The organism is Kitasatospora sp. cg17-2, assembly GCF_054031055.1.
In genome coordinates, this window is sequence record NZ_CM132923.1 from 3,712,852 (window position 1) to 3,731,526 (window position 18,675).

Below are 18,675 nucleotides of genomic sequence, written 5' to 3' on the forward strand. Positions count from 1 at the left end.
TACTCCACCTTGTGAAGGCAAGTCTCCTCCCCCGACAGGGACTTGTGTTGTCGGTAGCTCCCGCACACAGATCCGTCGACACCCGGACGGCCCTCCCCCACGAGGACCGCCGGCCTCCCCCACCGGAGATGGAGCCATGCCACCTGCCACACACCGGCGCCCGCGCGCCGTCCACTCGCTGCTCGCCGGCGCCACCGCCGTCGCCCTCGGCCTCGGCGGCCTGGTCCTCGCCGGCGGCGCCGGCGCCCAGGCCGCCCCCAGCGACGTCGAACTCGTCACCAACGGCGGCTTCGAGGACGCCAACCGCCTCAACGGCTGGACCTGCGCGGCCGGCGCGCCGGAGACGACCACCGTCCACTCCGGCACCGGCGCGCTGCGCTCGACCCCGGCCGGCAGCGCCACCGGCGAGTGCACCCAGACCGTCACGGTCAAGCCCTCCTCGACGTACACCCTGAGCAGCTGGGTCCAGGGCTCGTACATCTACCTCGGCGCCCGCGGCACCGGCGGCACCGATCCGAGCACCTGGACCCCCGGCGGCACCGGCTGGTCCAAGCTCAGCACCACCTTCACCACCGGGGCCTCCACCACCAGCGTCACCGTCTACCTGCACGGCTGGTACGGGCAGCCGGCCTTCCTGGCCGACGACGTCTCGCTGCTGGGCCCGGGCGACCCCAAGCCCTCCCCCACCGCGACCAGCCCCAGCCCGACCGTCACCGCGTCGCCCACCGACACCACCACGCCCTCCCCCACCGCCACCACGCCCCGGCCGCCGACCAAGCACCTGCTCACCGGCTACTGGCAGAACTTCGACAACGGCGCCACCGTGCAGCGGATCAGCGACGTCCCGGCCGCGTACGACATCATCGCGGTCTCCTTCGCCGAGGCCACCGGCACGGCCGGGGGCCTCGGCTTCGCCCTGGACCCGACGCTCTCCTCCCGGCTCGGCGGCTACACCGAGGCGCAGTTCAAGGCCGACATCGCGGCCAAGAAGGCGGCCGGCAAGAAGGTGATCCTGTCGGTCGGCGGCGAGAAGGGCACGGTGTCCGTCAACAGCTCCGCCTCCGCCACCAACTTCGCCAACAGCGCCTGGTCGCTGATGCAGACCTACGGCTTCGACGGCGTCGACATCGACCTGGAGAACGGCGTCAGCTCCACCTGGATGGGCCAGGCGCTGCACACCCTGGCGGCGAAGGCCGGCTCCGGCTTCACGCTCACCATGGCGCCGCAGACCATCGACATGCAGTCGACCGGCGCGGAGTACTTCAAGCTGGCGCTGAACGTGAAGGACATCCTCACCATCGTCAACATGCAGTACTACAACTCCGGCGCGATGCTGGGCTGCGACGGGCAGGTCTACTCCCAGGGCACCGTCAACTTCCTGACCGGCCTGGCCTGCATCCAGCTCAAGGGCGGGCTGCGGCCCGACCAGGTCGGACTCGGCGTCCCGGCCTCCACCAGCGCGGCCGGCGGCGGCTACGTCAGCCCGAGCGTGGTCAACAACGCGCTGGACTGCCTGGCCGCCGGCACCAACTGCGGCACCTTCAAGCCCGACACCAAGTGGCCCGGGATCGGCGGGGCCATGACCTGGTCGACCAACTGGGACGCCAAGGCCGGCGGCGGGATCGCCTCCACCGTCGGCTCGCACCTGCACGCGATGCCGTAACCGGCACGCGGACCCCGCCGACGAGGTGGGGTGGAGGCCCGGAGCCGGTCGGGGCTTGTCTCTTGGATTTTGTCGGATCAGGGCGCGGCGGTGGGGTGCGTGCATCGCAAGGCGGAGGAGAGAGCCACTGCGGTGGGGGCACCTCCCGGCCGGAGGCTGGGGGCCATTGGCGACCGACGACAACGCGGCGTGGGGGTACCCCCGGCCGAAGGCTGGGGGAGTGCGTGCCCCGGCGGCGCGACCCCGGCAAGGATCCGAGAGACAAGCCCTAAACGCCGGCCCGGGCCTCCGGCACGCCTGCGGGCGCGCCGCCGTGACGGCGGCGCAGCTCGGCGGTGATCCCGGCCAGCTCCCCCTCCGGCAGCAGCGGCAGCATCATCGCCACGCCCTGGAGCAGCCCGCCGAGCAGAAAGGTGGTGTCGGGGGTGGCGGCGACCAGGTCCCTGACCTCCGTCACCCCGCCGGCCGCGACCGCCTCGATCAGCCGGGCCGCGTCCACGCCGTCCTCGTCGACGAGCACCGCGCCGGTGTCGCGCGGGGCCCGCCGGGCCATCGACCGCAGCACCCGGTCGCCCACCTCGGGCGCGTAGGCCTTGCGGACCGCCTCGGCGGCGATCCAGGTCAGCAGCGTGGCCACCTCGCGCTCGACGTGCTCGTCCAGCAGCCGGTCCAGCGCGTGGTCGAACGCGAGCTGGTTGCCGTGCCGGAACGCGAGCAGCAGGGTCGCCGCGCGCGCCTTGGCCTCCTCGACCGCCTCGGCAGGCAGCTCGTCGGCCGACACCTCGGTCACCACCACCACGCCCATGCCCTCCCGTCGTCCCTCACTGTCCGGAACTCGAAGCACACCGTACACATCCGACCTGCGAAATTCCGCGAAACCGCGCGGGCAAGACAGGAATCGATTCGGGCGGAATAGGACCTCACCCGGTCCAGGATGAATATTCGCCGGAAGGGAGCAACGAATTGGGCTATTGGGACTCACGATCAACCGACATCCGGAAAAGCGGAGGAGCCGCACCCCGCGTCGGCGGGGTGCGGCTCCTGGTGTGCCGGGCGACGGCTCCGGGGAGCCGTCGGCGCGTCAGCCCTGCGGCAGCGCCGCGAGCTGGGCGGTGATCCGGGCGATGTCGGCCTCGGCGGCCTCCTGACGGGTCCGGATCTTGGCGACCACGTCGTCCGGCGCCTTGGCGAGGAACGCCTCGTTGCCGAGCTTTCCGGCGGTCTGGGCCTTCTCCTTCTCGGCCGCCGCGAGGTCCTTGGCGAGGCGCTTGCGCTCCGCCGCGACATCGATCGTGCCGGACAGGTCCAGCGCCACGGTGGCACCGGCGACCGGCAGCGAGGCGGTGGCCGCGAAGCCCTCCTCCGGCACGGTCAGCCGCAGCAGCGAACGGATCGCGTCCTCGTGCACGGCCAGCACGGTGCCGTCCAGGTCCAGCCGGGCCGGGACCCGCTGGCCCGGCTTCAGGCCCTGGTCGGTGCGGAACCGGCGCACCTCGGTGACCACCCGCTGCAGGGTGGCGATCTCCGCCTCGGCCCCGGCGTCGCGGTACCCGCTGTCCTGCGGCCAGTCGGCGACGACGAGCGACTCGGCCCCGGTGAGCGTGGTCCACAGCGTCTCGGTGACGAAGGGCACGATCGGGTGCAGCAGCCGCAGCGTGATGTCGAGGACCTCGCCGAGGACCCGGCGCGCGGCGTCGGCCTGCGGGCCGCCCTTGGCCAGGGTGGTCTTGGAGAGCTCCACGTACCAGTCGAAGACCTCGTCCCAGGCGAAGTGGTACAGCGCCTCGGAGAGCTTCGAGAACTGGTAGTCGTCGTAGAGCGCGTCCACCTCGGCGACGGTGCTGTTCAGCCGCGACAGGATCCAGCGGTCCGCGGCCGTCAGCTCCTCCGGCGCGGGCAGCGGGCCCTCGACGGTGGCGCCGTTCATCAGCGCGAACCGAGTCGCGTTCCAGATCTTGTTGGCGAAGTTGCGGGCCGCCTGGACCCAGTCCTCGCCGATCGGGACGTCGACACCCGGGTTGGCGCCGCGGGCCAGCGTGAACCGCAGCGCGTCCGAGCCGTACTTGTCCATCCAGTCCAGCGGGTTGACCACATTGCCGAAGGACTTCGACATCTTCTTGCCGTTCTGGTCACGGACCATGCCGTGCAGCGCGATGGTGTGGAACGGCGGGGTGCCGTCCATCGCGTAGAGCCCGAACATCATCATCCGGGCGACCCAGAAGAACAGGATGTCGTAACCGGTGACCAGGACGGAGTTCGGGTAGAACTTCGCCAGGCTCTCGGTCTGCTCCGGCCAGCCGAGCGTGGAGAACGGCCACAGGCCCGAGGAGAACCAGGTGTCCAGGACGTCGGTGTCCTGGTGCCAGCCCTCGCCCGTGGGCGGCTGCTCGTCCGGGCCGACGCAGACGATCTCGCCGTTCGGGCCGTACCAGACCGGGATCCGGTGGCCCCACCACAGCTGGCGCGAGATGCACCAGTCGTGCAGGTTGTCCACCCAGTCGAAGTAGCGCTTCTCCATCTCCTGCGGGTGGATCTTGACCCGGCCGTCCCGGACGGCGTCGCCGGCCGCCTGGGCCAGCGGGCCGACCTTGACCCACCACTGCATCGACAGCCGCGGCTCGATGGTGGTCTTGCAGCGCGAGCAGTGGCCCACCGAGTGCACGTACGGGCGCTTCTCGGCGACGATCCGGCCCTCGGCGCGCAGCGCGGCGACGATCGCCGAGCGGGCCTCCAGCCGGTCCAGGCCCAGGAACGGGCCGTGCACGGTGATCACCGCGTGCTCGTCCATCACCGCGATGTTCGGCAGGCCGTGGCGCTGGCCGATCTCGAAGTCGTTCGGGTCGTGGGCCGGGGTCACCTTGACGGCGCCGGTACCGAACTCCGGGTCGACGTGCTCGTCGGCGACGATCGGGATCCGGCGGCCGGTGAGCGGCAGCTCGATCTCGGTGCCGACCAGGTGCCGGTAGCGCTCGTCGTCCGGGTGGACGGCGACCGCGGTGTCACCCAGCATCGTCTCGGCGCGGGTGGTGGCGACGACGATGGAGTCCTCGCCCTCGCCGTAGCGGATCGAGACCAGCTCGCCGTCGTCGTCCTGGTACTCCACCTCGATGTCCGAGATGGCCGTCAGACAGCGCGGGCACCAGTTGATGATGCGCTCGGCGCGGTAGATCAGCTCGTCGTCGAAGAGCTTCTTGAAGATGGTCTGGACCGCCTGCGACAGGCCCTCGTCCATGGTGAAGCGCTCGCGCGACCAGTCGACGCCGTCGCCGAGCCGGCGCATCTGGCCGGAGATCTGGCCGCCGGACTCCGCCTTCCACTTCCAGACCCGCTCGACGAACTCCTCGCGGCCCAGGTCGTGGCGGGACTTGCCCTCCTTGGCCAGCTCGCGCTCGACCACGTTCTGGGTGGCGATACCGGCGTGGTCCATACCGGGCTGCCAGAGCGCCTCGAATCCCTGCATCCGCTTGCGGCGGACCAGGGCGTCGATCAGCGTGTGCTCGAAGGCGTGGCCCAGGTGCAGCGAGCCGGTGACGTTCGGCGGGGGGATGACGATGGTGTACGGGGGCTTGTCGCTCGTGGCGTCGGCGGTGAAGTAACCGCGCTCTACCCAGCGCTCGTACAGCTCGCCCTCTACGTCCGCCGGAGTGTAGGTCGTCGGGAGGGTGGCTGCGTCGTCCCCTGCGGGCGTGCTCGCGGGGCGCTGGTTCGTGGTGTCGGTCACGACACACAGTTTACGTAACCCGGGAACCCGGTTACGAACGCCTTTCACCCCCCGGACTCCCGGAGCGGCCCGGAAGGGCGCGTACGCGAGGGCCCCGGCGCCGCCGCGGGGGCGGCACCGGGGCCCTGGCCCGGCCCAGGAGCACTGGGCCGGAGGGGTCTCAGGCGCTCTTGTCGCGCCGCTCCCGCTTGATCATGTCGCGCGGCACCAGGGTGGGGATGGCGTGCTTGGAGACGACGTCCCCGGTCACGACCACCCGGGCGACGTCCTGACGCGAGGGGACCTCGTACATCACGGACATCAGCACCTCCTCCATGATGGCCCGCAGACCGCGCGCGCCGGTGCCGCGCAGGATCGCCTGGTCCGCGATGGCCTCCAGCGCGTCCCGGGAGAACTCCAGCTCCACGCCGTCGAGTTCGAAGAGCTTGCGGTACTGCTTGACCAGCGCGTTCTTCGGCTCGGTGAGGATCTGCAGCAGCGCCTCGCGGTCGAGGTTGTGCACGCTGGTGATCACCGGGAGACGGCCGATGAACTCGGGGATCATGCCGAACTTGACGAGGTCCTCCGGCATCACCTGACGGAAGTGGTCGCTGGCGTCCTGCTCGCGCTTCGAGCGGATGTTCGCCCCGAAGCCGATGCCCTTGGCGCCCGCCCGGCCCTCGATGATCCGCTCCAGGCCCGCGAACGCGCCACCCACGATGAACAGCACGTTGGTGGTGTCGATCTGGATGAACTCCTGGTGCGGGTGCTTGCGCCCGCCCTGCGGCGGCACCGAGGCGGTGGTGCCCTCCAGGATCTTCAGCAGCGCCTGCTGCACGCCCTCGCCGGAGACGTCCCGGGTGATCGACGGGTTCTCGCTCTTGCGGGCGACCTTGTCGATCTCGTCGATGTAGATGATCCCGGTCTCGGCCTTCTTGACGTCGTAGTCCGCCGCCTGGATCAGCTTCAGCAGGATGTTCTCGACGTCCTCGCCGACGTAGCCGGCCTCGGTCAGCGCGGTGGCGTCCGCGATCGCGAACGGCACGTTCAGCATCCGGGCCAGGGTCTGCGCCAGCAGCGTCTTGCCGGAACCGGTCGGACCGAGCAGCAGGATGTTGGACTTCGCCAGCTCGATGGCGTCCTCGCGGCCGTTCCCGCCGCTGCGCCCGGCCTCACCGGCCTGGACCCGCTTGTAGTGGTTGTAGACCGCCACCGACAGGGCCTTCTTGGCGAGGTCCTGGCCGACCACGTACTGGTCGAGGAACTCGTAGATCTCGCGGGGCTTCGGCAGCTCCTCGAAGCGCACCTCGGAGGTCTCGGCGAGCTCCTCCTCGATGATCTCGTTGCACAGGTCGATGCACTCGTCGCAGATGTACACGCCTGGGCCGGCGATCAGCTTCTTCACCTGCTTCTGCGACTTGCCGCAGAACGAGCACTTGAGCAGGTCGCCACCGTCTCCGATGCGTGCCACGAGGTGCTTCCCCTTCGCCAGGGGCCCCGCGGGGTTTCCGGGGCCTGGTGCTGTGGACCGAAGACGCCGACGGCGATCGGTCTCGCTGTCCGACGGTACTCTGCCGAGCCGTCGATTCCGCCCTCTTCGCCGGGTCTGCCCTACGCCCTGGGCGAATTGATACCGAACAGATGCCGTCGGAGGAGCCACCGGTGCGCCGGGGGCGGGGCGCGCGAACCGATCGCGCGCCCCGCCCCCGGCTCCCCCGGCCCGGGTACGGCGCCGAGGGGGTGCTGGCCTCAGGAGGTCAGCGAGGCCTTGCGGGTCGAGATGACGAGGTCCACCAGACCGTACTCGACGGCCTCCTCGGCGGTGAGGATCTTGTCGCGCTCGATGTCCTCGCGAACCTCCTCGACCGACTTGTTGGAGTGCTTCGACAGCATCTCCTCCAGCTGCTCGCGCATCCGGAAGATCTCCCGGGCCTGGATCTCCAGGTCCGAGACCTGGCCGCGGCCGGTCTCGGTGTAGGGCTGGTGGATCAGGATGCGGGCGTTCGGCAGCGCCATCCGCTTGCCGGGGGTGCCCGCCGCCAGCAGCACGGCCGCCGCCGAGGCCGCCTGGCCCATGCAGACGGTGGTGATGTCGGGCTTGACGTACTGCATGGTGTCGTAGATGGCCGTCAGGGCCGTGAACGAGCCGCCGGGCGAGTTGATGTACATCTGGATCTCGCGGTCCGGGTCCATCGACTCCAGGCACAGCAGCTGCGCCATGATGTCGTTGGCCGAGACGTCGTCCACCTGGGAGCCGAGGAAGATGATGCGCTCCTCGAACAGCTTGGCGTACGGGTCGTACTCGCGGATGCCCTGGGAGGTGCGCTCGACGAAGCGCGGGACGATGTAGCGGCCCTCCGCTCGCATGTCCTCGACGCGGGCCTTGGCGGCCGACAGGCTGGGGATGTTCATGGGTGTTCTGGTCCTCCGGAGCGTTGTGGCTGTGGTCTCGTGGGCCCGGGGCGGGGCTCAGGCGCCGGTGCCGCCGCCGCCGGGGACGTCCGCGGCACTGTGCATGATCGCGTCGATCAGGCCGTACTCCAGGGCCTCCTCCGGGGTGAACCAGCGGTCACGGTCGGAGTCCCGGGTGATCTGCTCGAAGGACTGGCCGCTGTGGAAGGCGATCAGCTCCGACATCCGCTTCTTGGTGCGCAGCAGCTGCTCGGCCTGGATCCGGATGTCCGTGGCCGAGCCGCCGAGGCCGGCGGACGGCTGGTGCATCAGGATGTTGGCGTTCGGCAGCGAGAAGCGCTTGCCCTTGGCGCCCGCGGTCAGCAGGAACTGACCCATCGAGGCCGCCATGCCCATCGCGATCGTCACGACGTCGTTCTTGATGTACTGCATGGTGTCGTAGATCGCCATGCCGGCCGAGATCGAGCCGCCCGGGGAGTTGATGTAGAGGAAGATGTCCTTGTCCGGGTCCGCGGCCAGCAGCAGCAGCTGAGCGGTGATCTTGTTGGCGATGTCGTCGTCGACCTGCTGACCGAGGAAGATGATCCGCTCGTTGAGCAGCCGGTTGTAGACCTGGTCGCCGAGGCCGCCGAGCACGTCACCAGCGGCGGCGTGCGGCGCCATCGGGCCGGGCATCTGCATCTGCGGGTACGTCACTTAGCCACCTGCTCAGTCGATTTGGACGGTCGCTCCACGGCCGTCACGATGTCGCACAGCTTCCGGGTATCACGTCGTGATTGTTGCTGTCCATGGACCCTAACGCGCAGGCCGGGCCGCAGAATCCCTCACGCAGAACTGTTCGCTGTGAGCGCAGGGTTCGCGGCGGCAACGCAGCGGGCCCGGACACCGTGAGGCGTCCGGGCCCGCTGTCGGCTCGGGGCGAGCGAGGCTACCGGGGCGATCAGGCCTCGGTCTTCTCCTCGGCCTCGGCCTCGGCGGCCGGGGCCTCGACGGTCTCGGCCGACTCGTCGGCCTCGTCGTCGTCGAAGTTGACCTCGTTGCCCTCGGTGTCGACGACCTTGGCGGCCTCGACCACGGTGGCCAGCGCCTTGCCGCGGGCGACCTCGCCGACCAGCAGCGGAACCTGGCCGCCCTGGACGACCTGCTGGGCGAACTGGTCCGGGGTGAGGCCCGAGCCGGCGGCGCGACGGATGAGGTGCTCGGTCAGCTCCTCCTGGGAGACGTTGAGCTCCTCGTCGGCGACGATCTGGTCCAGGACGAACTGGGTCTTGATGCCCTTCTTCGCCTGCTCCTCGGTCTCCGCCAGGAACTCCTCCTCCGACTTGCCCTGGGTCTCCAGGTAGGTCGCCAGGTTGAGGCCCATCGGCTCCAGCTGGTGGTGCTCGAGGTTGTGCTTGCGGGTCTCGATCTCGTCCTTGAGGAGCTTCTCCGGGAACTCGATCTCGACCAGGCCGAGCAGCGCGTCCAGCACCTTCTCCTGGGCCTGGGTGGCCTGGTCGTACTCCTTCATGCGCTCCAGGCGCTTGCGGGAGTCGGCCTTCAGGTCCTCCAGGGTGTCGAACTCGCTCGCCAGCTGGGCGAACTCGTCGTCCAGCTCCGGCAGCTCCTTCTCCTGGACCGCGGTGACCGTGACGGTGACCTCGGAGGTCTGGCCGGCCTGGGTGCCGCCCTTGAGCTCGGTGGTGAAGGTCGCGGTGCCACCGGCCTCCAGGCCGACGACGGCCTCGTCGATGCCGTCGATCAGACGGCCCGAGCCGATCTCGTAGCTGACGCCGGACGCGGTGCCGTCCTCCGGCACCTCGCCGTCGACCTTGGCCTCGAGGTCGAGGACCACGGTGTCACCGGCGGCCGCGGCGCGCTCGACGTCCTTGACCGAGGAGAAGCGCTCGCGCAGCTGCTCCAGGGACTTGTCGATGTCCTCGTCCGAGACCACGATCGGGTCGACGGTGACCTCGATGGCCGAGAAGTCCGGGAGAGTGATCTCCGGACGGATGTCCACCTCGGCGGTGAACTTCAGGTCGCCGCCATCGGCGATCTTCTCGACACCCTCGATGTTGGTGATGTCGGGCTGTCCGAGGACCTCGATCTTGCCCTCGTCGACGGCCTGCGTGTAGAAGCGCGGCAGGGCGTCGTTGACGGCCTCCTCCAGCACGGCGCCACGGCCGAAGCGCTGGTCGATGACCCGGTTCGGGATCTTGCCCTTGCGGAAGCCCGGGACCGAGACCTGCTGGTTGATCTTCTTGTACGCCGCGTCGAGGCTGGGCTTGAGCTCCTCGAAGGGCACCTCGACGGTGAGTCGAACCCGGGTCGGGTTCAGAGTCTCGACGGCGCTCTTCACGGTGGGGTCTCCTATGGGGCTTGCGGTCGGGTTGCCTGCACCCTCCCCGGACGGCCGGCCGGAGCCGGGTCGGTCGAGTCGGGCGAGACGGGCGATGGGCGGTTGGAGCTGCATCTCCCGTGGGGGGTGGACGGTGAGCGTGACTCCTCGCCCTCGTGCGGTCGGCCTGGGTTGACGCCACAGGGACTACCGCCAGCGCCCCATCCTACCGGTACCACGAAAGGCGGACGCCAGCGCGCCGCCTTCGGTGGCCCTTCGGGGCCGTTCCGGGGCGTTTCCGGCCTGTTCGCGGGCGATCGGGGAGGCGGCCGCGCCCGGGGGCGCGCGCCCGGAGTGTGGCGTGCGGCACTCTTTCCGGTGAGCGCTCCGCACGGCACCGCGGGACACCGCGGGGAGGGGTCGCGCCGGGCACCAACGACAACAGGGCCCCGCCGTGGGCGAGACCCTGCGCACTCTGTCGGGGTGGCCGGATTCGAACCGACGGCCTTCCGCTCCCAAAGCGGACGCGCTACCAAACTGCGCCACACCCCGTGGTGCCGAGAGGAAGCGTACACGCCGGGCCCTGCCGGATCGGCGAGATATTCCGAGGCCCTCACGGGAATGGGGTGTGCGCGCAGCCGACCGGACCAGGTACGCTGTTCCCGACCTTCCGTCCGGTGACGGCCGGGGGTTCGCGCGGGTGTAGCTCAATGGTAGAGCCCTAGTCTTCCAAACTAGTCACGCGAGTTCGATTCTCGTCACCCGCTCCGCGGGACGGCCCCGAGGGATGCTGAGCATCCGTCGGGGCCGTTCGCATGTCCGGGGCCGTTCTCGCCTCCGCGGCCGGTCGTCCGGCGCGGGCGGCTCAGAGGCCGAGCCGGGCGGCGCGGGCGGCGGCCCGCTCCAGCAGCCGGTGCACGTCGGACTGACGGGTGGAGGGCCGGTCGTTGAACTCGTCCGGGGAGCCGACCCGGCAGCCGGTGGCGTGCAGCACCTCCATCAGCTGGACCCGGGCGGTACGGACGGTGGCCGGGGTGCCGTAGCCGTGGGCGAGCACCGCGGCCTGGGCGCCGAGCAGGCAGACCCGGCCGGCCCCGTCCCACATCGCGCCCTGCAGCCATCCGTGCGCCGTGATGTAGCGGGAGGCGAGGCCGAGGTGCTCGGCGGCGGTCACCGGCACGGGCCGGGCCGGGCGGCGCAGCGCGCGGTCGAGCAGGGTGGCGCGGGGCGGGGCGTGCTCGGCGTACCAGGGCCGGAGCACCGAGCCGAACGGGCAGACGTACGGCCCGCCGCCGGGCGGCAGGTAGGGCGCCGGGGTGCGCGCCGGGGCGGGCAGTGTGGCCAGGTACGCCTCGATCTCGGCGACCAGGCCGGAGGCGTCCGGAGTGAGCAGCGGTGCCGGCGGGGGTTTCGGGGCGGTGCGGGGCATGCGGCGTTCTCCAGGCGGTGCCGAGGGTGTCCGCTACCCAAAGTGGGGCATCCGTGACATTCCCGCGACCGGAGCGCGGGGTCCGCGGCCGTGCGCGCACCCGGGCCGCTCCGGCCCGCTCCCGCCGGGCCCGCGCGGTTTCCCGGGGGGCCTCCGGGCCGATAGCCTCGGCGGCGTTCGAGAGCAGTTCGACGGGCAGACGACAGTTCGAGACGATGCGAAGCCCAGAGCCTAGGAGTCCCCGTGCGCCCGCAGGACCGACTGGCCGTCATACAGCGCTGCGTGGTCCGGGAGATGGCACGGCTCGGGCAGGTGTTCACCGCCGACGGCGAGGTGGTGCGCGGTCCCGGCACCACGGCGGTGGCCGTGCGCGAGCACCAGGACGGCGAGGGCCCCGGGCACGTCGACCTCGGCTGGGTGCTGGAGCTCGGCCGGGCGGACGCGCCGGTGGTGTGGGACTGCACGGCGGGCCTCGGCAAGACCGAGGAGGAGAAGCTCGACAACGCGGTCCGGATGTGGGCGACCACCACGGCGAGCGCGCTGGTCGAGCTGGGGGAGGGCCGGGGCGCGCACGGCGACCACGCCGACCACCCCGAACTGCCGGGCTGGCACGCCGTTCAGGGGCCGGCGGCGGTGTTCGGGTTCGGCAACGAGCGGCTGGCCGCCTGGCTGGCCGGGAACCGGGTGGTGCCGGCGCTGGCGCCCGCGCTGCTGGCGGGGCTGGCCGGACCGGGCGGGCGGCGGCCGCACGGGGTCAAGCTGTTCCTGGGCGGCCGCGCGGGGGACGACGTGGCCGAGGTCCGGGTCGACGGCGAGGTCAGCGAGGCGGCCTCGGCGGCGCTGCGCGCGCTGGACTGGCCGCGCGGCGAACGGCTCTGCTGGGCGCGGCTGTTCGTCCTGCTGACGGCCCACGGGGAGCCGCAGGCCCCGGCCGCGGGCGCCGACGGAGCGGCGTCGGCCCGGCCGGCGGCCGTGGCGGCGGCACGCCCGCAGGGCCTCTTCGCCCGGTGGCGGCAGGCAAGACGCGCGGACCGGTGAACGGTTCGCCGGCCGCGGAGGGCCGGCGGGCCGCAGATCAGCTGGCGATGCCGGAGATGGACTTGGCGACCTGGCTCAGGAAGTCCTGGATCGGCTTGGCGGCCGTGCTCTGGTTGAGCATGAAGCCGAACAGGGCGGCCAGGATGAAGTGCCCGGTCTTCAGCTGCTTCTGGCGGATGAAGATGAAGCAGACGATGCCGAACAGGACCAGCGCGGAGACGGAGAGTGCCACCCGGACTCACTTCCTCGTTTCATAGCGGGGCGCCACCGGCTGACGACCCCTGTGAAGCCGGACCCCGGCCTGTCCGACGGTCCCGAGGCGGAACAGCAGTTCGTCCGGCCCGTCGAAGCCGGAGAGAAGGCCGCCCGGCACGGCCGCACGGTGTCCTTCGTGCCGCATGTGACGCCCCCCATCCCCCGAATCCTGAACAGTCCCGCCCGGACTCAGTGTGGTCGACCGTGCCGACTGCGTAAAGGCCTGACTGACTGTCGAACGCCGACATCCTGCGATGCGAGACGAGTTTCCGCCGACCGGGACGATAGTCGAGACATCCTGACGAATCGTCGGCGGGGTGCCGCTGAGCGGCCGGGAAACGTTCGGCGGGCCGGACCGGAACCGGCAGGTCCGCTCCGCCTCCGGAGCAACGGAATTGGCCGAAGATCAGCTCAGGGGGTTGACAGCAGCTGCCGTTGGCACGTGCCACGGTCCGCGGGCCCCGGCCGGGGCCGGTGCGCCGCTCAGTCGCGCCAGATCAGCAGGACGGCGCGGTCGTCGTTGATGTCCCGGGCGACCGTCTCGATCAGCCGGGACGCCGAGCCGCCGCCGGCGCCCGGGCCGCCGCCCGGCACCAGCCGGTCCGCCTCGCCCATCAGCCGGTCCATGCCCTCGGAGAGGTCCCGGCCGGGCGCCTCGACCATGCCGTCGGTGCACAGCATCAGCACGTCGCCCCGGTTCAGCCGCCCCCGCACGCCCTCGAACTTGGCGCCGTCGTAGATGCCCAGCGCCGGGCCCTCCAGGGCCTCCTTGGTCTCCCAGCGGCCGGCGCCCGCCAGCCGCTGCATCCCCGGCAGGTGGCCGGCCGAGAGCAGTTCGTACTCGCCGCTGTCCAGGTCGAGCACCAGGTGCACGGCCGTCGCGAAGCCCTCCTCCCAGGACTGCCGCAGCAGATAGCCGTTGGCGGCCGGGAGGAAGTCGTGCGCGGGCAGCGAGCCGAGCAGGCCGCCGAACGCCCCGGAGAGCAGCAGGGCCCGGGAGCCCGCGTCCATGCCCTTGCCGGAGACGTCCGCGAGGACCACCTCCAGCACCCGCCGGCCGGGGCCGGTGCGGTCGGCGACCACGAAGTCGCCGGAGAAGGACTGCCCGCCGGCCGGGCGCAGCGCCATGTCGGCGTGCCATCCCTCCGGCAGCCGGGGCACCCGGCTCTGCACCCGGAGCCGCTCGCGCAGGTCGAACAGCATCGTCGAGCCGCCCCACCAGGGCACGCCGACCCGGCTGCGGAACTGGGCCAGCAGCAGGCCGCCGACCCCGGCCGCGCCGACCACCAGGGCGGCGCCGGGGGTGACCCCGTAGGTGTAGGCCTCGGGATGGTCGCTGGCGACCCGCTGGCCGGTGTGGATGACCGACTCGGCGGACAGCCCGAGCGCGGCGAGCGCGTACAGCACCACCAGCGAGCCGGGGCGCAGCAGCAGGGCGGCCGCCAGGATCGGCAGGACCAGCGCGGTGGGCGGGGCCCAGGCGGGCCAGCGGACGTTGAGCACGATCAGCAGCGGCACCAGCAGGGCCAGGGCGCAGAGCACGGGCCAGTCGGCGGCGCCGCCGCGGAACCAGTCGACAGCGGCAGTGCGCAGCCTTCGGCGGACCCGGCGGAGCCTCTTGCGCAACCGGGCCGTCACGGGGTCGGACGCCGGTACGGCGCCGGGCCTCGTCGCAGTCGTCTGGGGCGGTGTGCCCGGCGGTCTGCCAGCCATGGGGACCGACCATATCCAGCGCTCCCGGTCGGCGTCGACGGCCGGGGCGGTGGCGATGTCCCGCTGGCGCGGGCGTGTCAGCGGGTTTCGGCCGATTGCGGCGGGCGCCGTCCGGAGCGTCAGGAGGCGTACGGGCACGGGGCGTACGAACCGCCCGGGCGGCGCACGCGGCCCGCGCGCGGGCGGTCGGACGGGTCGCGCGCCGCGGTACGCGCTGTGGCCGATCACACAGCGAACACACGGTGAACACACAGCTGCCGTCCAGCTGCCGCACAGCTGCCGTCCGGCCGGTTCCGGCCGCTCCGCGGGGGCCCGCGGAGCGGCGGCGCCGGGCCCGGGAACACGGCGACCGGCCGCGCCGTCGGGGCGCGGCCGGTCGAGGGGGCCGGTAGGGGCGGGAGGGTCAGCCCTCCTGCTGCGGGTGGTGGGCCGGGATCGGCGGGAGCTCGCCGGTGGTCTCGTACACGGCCAGCATGTCGATCCGGCGGGTGTGCCGCTCGTCGCCGCTGTACGGGGTGTTGAGGAAGATCTCGACGAACTTGGTCGCCTCCTCCTCGGTGTGCATCCGGCCGCCGATGGAGATCACGTTGGCGTTGTTGTGCTCGCGGCCGAGCGCGGCGGTCTGCTCGCTCCAGGCCAGCGCGGCGCGGACGCCCCTGACCTTGTTGGCGGCGATCGCCTCGCCGTTGCCCGAGCCGCCGATCACGATGCCCAGCGACTGCGGGTCCGAGGCGGTGCGCTCGGCGGCCCGCAGGCAGAACGGCGGATAGTCGTCGAGGGCGTCGTAGATGTGCGGCCCGCAGTCGACCGGCTCGTGGCCCGCCTCCTTCAGCCACTCCACGAGGTGGTTCTTCAGTTCGTATCCGGCATGGTCGGAGCCCAGGTACACGCGCATGCCCATGAGTGTGGCATGCGCCCGTACCCGGGCTCCGCAGGGGGCCGGTGAGCCCCGGTCACGAGTCCCGGCGGCCGAGCAGCTTCCAGGCGAGCGGGAGGGCGCCGGCCGCGAGCACGGCCTTCAGGGCGTCGCCGACCAGGTACGGGTAGAGGCCGAGCTCGGCGGCGCGGGCGAGCGGCACGTCGAGCGCGAACGCCAGGTAGGGCACCCCGACGGCGTAGATCGCGAGGCTGCCGAGCACCATGGCGGCGGCGGTGCGCACCGGCGAGCGGTCGGCGCCGCGCCGGGCCAGGGCGCCGACCAGGCCGGCCGCGAGCACGAAGCCGATCACATAGCCGAACGAGGCCATCGCCCAGCCGGAGGTGGCCTCGGCGAACCACGGCAGGCCCGCCGCCCCGGCCAGCAGGTAGAGGCCGAGCGAGGCGACGCCGCGGCGGGCGCCGAGCGCGGTGCCGACCAGCAGGGCGGCGAAGGTCTGGCCGGTCACCGGCACCGGGGAGCCGGGGACGTTCACCGACAGCTGGGCGGCCAGGCCGGTGAGGGCGGCGCCCCCGGCGACCAGGGCGAGGTCCCGGGCCTGGGTGCCGAGGCGGGTGCCGGCGGCGGGCAGCAGGTCCGCCAGGACGGCGCGGCTGGGGACGGGGGTGCTGGCGGTGGCCATCGGGCTTCTCCTCGGCACGGTGCGGATCCGGACGGCCCGGGGGCCGGCGGACGGAGTGAGTGATCACTCCGAACCTACGCGTCGATCACCCGGGCGACCGTCATGGATCCGGACAAACCCCCGGGCCCCGTCCTTGTCGGGTCCCGCCCCCGTCCGCCGCCCGCTCCCGGCCCGCTCCCGGCCGCTTTCCACTACCCAGTGCGAGCGGATGGGCGAGTAGAGTCATGACAGGGTCCGCATTCTGGGCCCGAACCGGACATTCTTGGCGCCGAAGGCCTCGTCCCCGGATATTGGGCAACTCGCACCGCATGTCGAACAGTCTGGATCCCACCCCCATGGCCCCCACCTCCGCGCCCACGGCGCCCGGGACCACCACGCCCGCTCCCCCGGGCGGCGGCCAGCAGCTCTCCCACGGGCTCAAGCAGCGCCACCTCTCGATGATCGCGCTCGGCGGCGTCATCGGCGCCGGCCTCTTCGTCGGCTCCGGCGCGGGCATCGCCGCGGCCGGGCCCGCCATCATCCTGGCCTTCGTGCTCTCCGGCCTGCTGGTCATGCTGATCATGCGGATGCTCGGCGAGATGTCGGCGGCCCGCCCCGCCTCCGGCTCCTTCTCCGTGCACGCGGAGAAGGAGATCGGCCCCTGGGCCGGGATCACGGCCGGCTGGATGTACTGGGTGATGCTCTGCTGCGGCGTCGCCGCCGAAGCCACCGCCGCCGGGAAGATCGTCAACGGCTGGGTCCCCGGCGTCTCCGCCTGGGTCTGGGTCGCCCTGTTCATGGTGTTCTTCTGCGCCAGCAACCTCACCGCGGTGAAGAACTTCGGCGAGTTCGAGTTCTGGTTCGCCACCGTCAAGGTCGCCGCGATCGTCGCCTTCCTGGTGCTCGGCGGACTCGGCCTGGCCGGGGTGATCGGCCCCGGCGCCCCCGGCACCGCCAACCTCACCGGCCAGGGCGGCTTCCTGCCCAACGGCACCAGCGGACTGATCGTCGGCCTGCTCGCCTCCGTGTTCGCCTACGGCGGCCTGGAGACCGTCACCATCGCCGCCGCCGAGTCCGACGACCCCAAGCGCAACGTCGCCAACGCCGTGCGCACCGCGGTCTGGCGGATCGCGATCTTCTACATCGGCTCGATGGCCCTGGTCGTCACCCTGGTCTCCTGGAAGGACCCGGCGGTCGTCTCCGACGGCCCCTACGTCACCGTGCTGAGCCACCTCGGGGTGCCCGGCTCCGGGACGATCATGCAGGTGGTGGTGCTGATCGCGCTGCTGTCCGCGATGAACGCCAACATCTACGGCGCCTCCCGGATGGCGTACTCGCTGGTCGGCCGCGGCCAGGGCCCGCGCTCGCTCGCCAAGGTCAGCGGCGGGGTCCCCCGGCGGGCCGTGCTGGCCTCCTGCCTGTTCGGCTTCGGCGCCGTCCTGGCCGCCAAGTTCTGGCCCGACACCGTCTTCACCTGGCTGATGAACACCACCGGTGTCGCCATCCTGGTGGTCTGGCTGTTCATCTGCGTCGTCCAGCTGCGGATGCGCCGCCGGCTGGAGCGCGAGACGCCCGAGCTGCTCACCGTCCGGATGTGGGGCTACCCGTACCTGACCTGGATCGCGATGGCCGCCGTCGTCGGCATCCTGGCGCTGATGACCACCACCGAGGGCAACCGCGAGCAGCTGTACGCCGCCGGCGTGCTGGTCGCCCTGCTGATCGGTGCCGGGCTGATGAAGCAGCGCCGCGACGCCGCCGCGACCACCACCACCGACTGACGGGCCGGACCCGACACGCGGGAGGGCCCGGTACCACCTGGTACCGGGCCCTCCCGCGTGCGCGGCGCTACCGCTGGGCGACTGCTACTCGAAGGACGGGCTCGCGGTGCGGGTCCGCTTGAGCTCGTAGAAACCCGGGGTGGAGGCCACCAGCAGCGTGCCGTCCCACAGCCGGGCCGCGGCCTCGCCGCGCGGGGTCGGGGTCACCACCGGCCCGAAGAACGCGACCCGGTCGCCGTCCGCGCCCTCGACCGCGATCACCGGGGTGCCGACGTCCTCGCCGACCAGGGTGATGCCCTCCTGGTGCGAGAGCCGCAGGGCGTCGTCGTGGGCGTCGGTACCGGCGGCCTCGGCCAGCTCCACCGGCAGACCGGCCGCGGCCAGCGCCGCCTCGATCGTCTCCCGGTTCTGCGGCAGGCCCTGGTTGTGGAAACGGGTGCCCAGCTCGGTGTACAGCCGGCCCAGCACCTCCTCGCCGTGCTTCTCCGCGGCGGCGATGCACACCCGCACCGCGCCCCAGGCGTTGTCCAGCAGCTCCCGGTAGTTCGCCGGCAGGTCGCGGTGCTCGTTCAGCACCGACAGGCTCATGACGTGCCACTTCACGTCCACCGGACGGAGCTGCTGGACCTCGATCAGCCAGCGGGAGCTCATCCACGCCCACGGACAGGCCGGGTCGAACCAGAAGTCGGCGCTCTTGCGCTCGGTGGCGGTGGAACCGGCGGCGGAATCAGCGGCAGTCGTCACGGCTGTCGTCCTTCGAGGGTCGTCCGGGAGTCGTCCGGGAGGAAAAGCGGCGGGAAAGCGGTCGGGGCCGGGGCCGCGCGGACCCGCG

General features: G+C 71.9%; 15 protein-coding genes and 2 tRNA genes. 4 read left to right on the plus strand and 13 right to left on the minus strand.

The window, feature by feature from the left end; genetic code table 11:
- The first annotated feature begins 136 nt into the window (after positions 1-136).
- Positions 137-1,663, plus strand: coding sequence for a chitinase (locus ACW14Y_RS15330; protein WP_380303359.1), 1,527 nt, complete (start codon positions 137-139; stop codon positions 1,661-1,663).
- A 268-nt stretch (positions 1,664-1,931) separates the two neighbouring features.
- On the opposite strand, the gene ACW14Y_RS15335 is transcribed toward ACW14Y_RS15330, so the two are convergent.
- The 7 genes from ACW14Y_RS15335 to ACW14Y_RS15365 form a co-directional block, all read right to left on the minus strand.
- The gene (locus ACW14Y_RS15335; protein WP_380303361.1) at positions 1,932-2,507 is read right to left on the minus strand and encodes a hypothetical protein; all 576 of its coding nucleotides are present in this window, start codon (positions 2,505-2,507) and stop codon (positions 1,932-1,934) included.
- Positions 2,508-2,744: 237 nt separating this feature from the next.
- Complete coding sequence (locus ACW14Y_RS15340) at positions 2,745-5,384, minus strand: valine--tRNA ligase (protein WP_380385130.1); 2,640 nt, start codon at positions 5,382-5,384, stop codon at positions 2,745-2,747.
- A gap of 160 nt (positions 5,385-5,544) precedes the next feature.
- Positions 5,545-6,834, minus strand: a complete 1,290-nt coding sequence (clpX, locus tag ACW14Y_RS15345; RefSeq protein ID WP_030397392.1) for an ATP-dependent Clp protease ATP-binding subunit ClpX — start codon at positions 6,832-6,834, stop codon at positions 5,545-5,547.
- 278 nt (positions 6,835-7,112) lie between these two features.
- On the minus strand, positions 7,113-7,775 hold the full coding sequence (locus ACW14Y_RS15350; protein ID WP_030397391.1) for an ATP-dependent Clp protease proteolytic subunit: 663 nt from the start codon (positions 7,773-7,775) through the stop codon (positions 7,113-7,115).
- Positions 7,776-7,832: 57 nt separating this feature from the next.
- Positions 7,833-8,450 carry an ATP-dependent Clp protease proteolytic subunit gene (locus ACW14Y_RS15355; protein WP_380303373.1) on the minus strand — a complete coding sequence of 206 codons (618 nt, stop codon included), beginning with the start codon at positions 8,448-8,450 and terminating at the stop codon, positions 7,833-7,835.
- A gap of 265 nt (positions 8,451-8,715) precedes the next feature.
- Positions 8,716-10,113, minus strand: coding sequence for a trigger factor (tig, locus tag ACW14Y_RS15360; protein WP_380303366.1), 1,398 nt, complete (start codon positions 10,111-10,113; stop codon positions 8,716-8,718).
- 457 nt (positions 10,114-10,570) lie between these two features.
- Positions 10,571-10,644, minus strand: a tRNA-Pro gene (locus ACW14Y_RS15365).
- A 144-nt stretch (positions 10,645-10,788) separates the two neighbouring features.
- Here ACW14Y_RS15365 and ACW14Y_RS15370 point away from each other — a divergent pair.
- Positions 10,789-10,859: transfer RNA gene (locus ACW14Y_RS15370), tRNA-Gly, on the plus strand.
- Between the two features lie 98 nt (positions 10,860-10,957).
- Here the strand turns inward: ACW14Y_RS15370 and ACW14Y_RS15375 are convergent.
- Positions 10,958-11,521 carry a DUF6197 family protein gene (locus ACW14Y_RS15375; protein ID WP_456987180.1) on the minus strand — a complete coding sequence of 188 codons (564 nt, stop codon included), beginning with the start codon at positions 11,519-11,521 and terminating at the stop codon, positions 10,958-10,960.
- A gap of 243 nt (positions 11,522-11,764) precedes the next feature.
- Here ACW14Y_RS15375 and ACW14Y_RS15380 point away from each other — a divergent pair, with 243 nt between their 5' ends.
- The gene (locus ACW14Y_RS15380) at positions 11,765-12,559 is read left to right on the plus strand and encodes a DUF6348 family protein (RefSeq protein ID WP_380303370.1); all 795 of its coding nucleotides are present in this window, start codon (positions 11,765-11,767) and stop codon (positions 12,557-12,559) included.
- 37 nt (positions 12,560-12,596) lie between these two features.
- Here the strand turns inward: ACW14Y_RS15380 and ACW14Y_RS15385 are convergent, their stop codons facing one another.
- The 4 genes from ACW14Y_RS15385 to ACW14Y_RS15400 form a co-directional block, all read right to left on the minus strand.
- Positions 12,597-12,791: a hypothetical protein gene (locus tag ACW14Y_RS15385; RefSeq protein ID WP_030397386.1), complete on the minus strand. Its 195-nt coding sequence runs from the start codon at positions 12,789-12,791 to the stop codon at positions 12,597-12,599.
- Between the two features lie 506 nt (positions 12,792-13,297).
- The gene (locus ACW14Y_RS15390) at positions 13,298-14,440 is read right to left on the minus strand and encodes a PP2C family protein-serine/threonine phosphatase (protein ID WP_340634831.1); all 1,143 of its coding nucleotides are present in this window, start codon (positions 14,438-14,440) and stop codon (positions 13,298-13,300) included.
- A gap of 490 nt (positions 14,441-14,930) precedes the next feature.
- Entirely contained in the window at positions 14,931-15,422 is a 492-nt protein-coding gene (locus ACW14Y_RS15395) for a ribose-5-phosphate isomerase (RefSeq protein WP_266269417.1), read from the minus strand.
- Positions 15,423-15,480: 58 nt separating this feature from the next.
- Positions 15,481-16,086 (minus strand): biotin transporter BioY, encoded by a 606-nt coding sequence (locus tag ACW14Y_RS15400; protein ID WP_380305725.1) that lies wholly within the window; start codon positions 16,084-16,086, stop codon positions 15,481-15,483.
- A gap of 335 nt (positions 16,087-16,421) precedes the next feature.
- Between ACW14Y_RS15400 and ACW14Y_RS15405 the strand changes: the two genes are divergently transcribed.
- The gene (locus ACW14Y_RS15405; RefSeq protein WP_380305723.1) at positions 16,422-17,843 is read left to right on the plus strand and encodes an amino acid permease; all 1,422 of its coding nucleotides are present in this window, start codon (positions 16,422-16,424) and stop codon (positions 17,841-17,843) included.
- 84 nt (positions 17,844-17,927) lie between these two features.
- On the opposite strand, the gene ACW14Y_RS15410 is transcribed toward ACW14Y_RS15405, so the two are convergent.
- Complete coding sequence (locus tag ACW14Y_RS15410) at positions 17,928-18,587, minus strand: mycothiol-dependent nitroreductase Rv2466c family protein (RefSeq protein ID WP_380391722.1); 660 nt, start codon at positions 18,585-18,587, stop codon at positions 17,928-17,930.
- Positions 18,588-18,675 lie beyond the last annotated feature (88 nt).

What these genes read in the sequence shown, in the direction of transcription:
- ACW14Y_RS15330 (WP_380303359.1), top strand. Translation starts at nt 137, where the DNA reads ATGCCACCTGCCACACACCGGCGCCCGCGCGCCGTCCACTCGCTGCTC.
- ACW14Y_RS15400 (WP_380305725.1), bottom strand. Translation starts at nt 16,086, where the DNA reads ATGGCCACCGCCAGCACCCCCGTCCCCAGCCGCGCCGTCCTGGCGGAC.
- ACW14Y_RS15405 (WP_380305723.1), top strand. Translation starts at nt 16,422, where the DNA reads ATGGCCCCCACCTCCGCGCCCACGGCGCCCGGGACCACCACGCCCGCT.
- ACW14Y_RS15350 (WP_030397391.1), bottom strand. Translation starts at nt 7,775, where the DNA reads ATGAACATCCCCAGCCTGTCGGCCGCCAAGGCCCGCGTCGAGGACATG.
- ACW14Y_RS15375 (WP_456987180.1), bottom strand. Translation starts at nt 11,521, where the DNA reads ATGCCCCGCACCGCCCCGAAACCCCCGCCGGCACCGCTGCTCACTCCG.
- ACW14Y_RS15395 (WP_266269417.1), bottom strand. Translation starts at nt 15,422, where the DNA reads ATGCGCGTGTACCTGGGCTCCGACCATGCCGGATACGAACTGAAGAAC.
- ACW14Y_RS15355 (WP_380303373.1), bottom strand. Translation starts at nt 8,450, where the DNA reads ATGCCCGGCCCGATGGCGCCGCACGCCGCCGCTGGTGACGTGCTCGGC.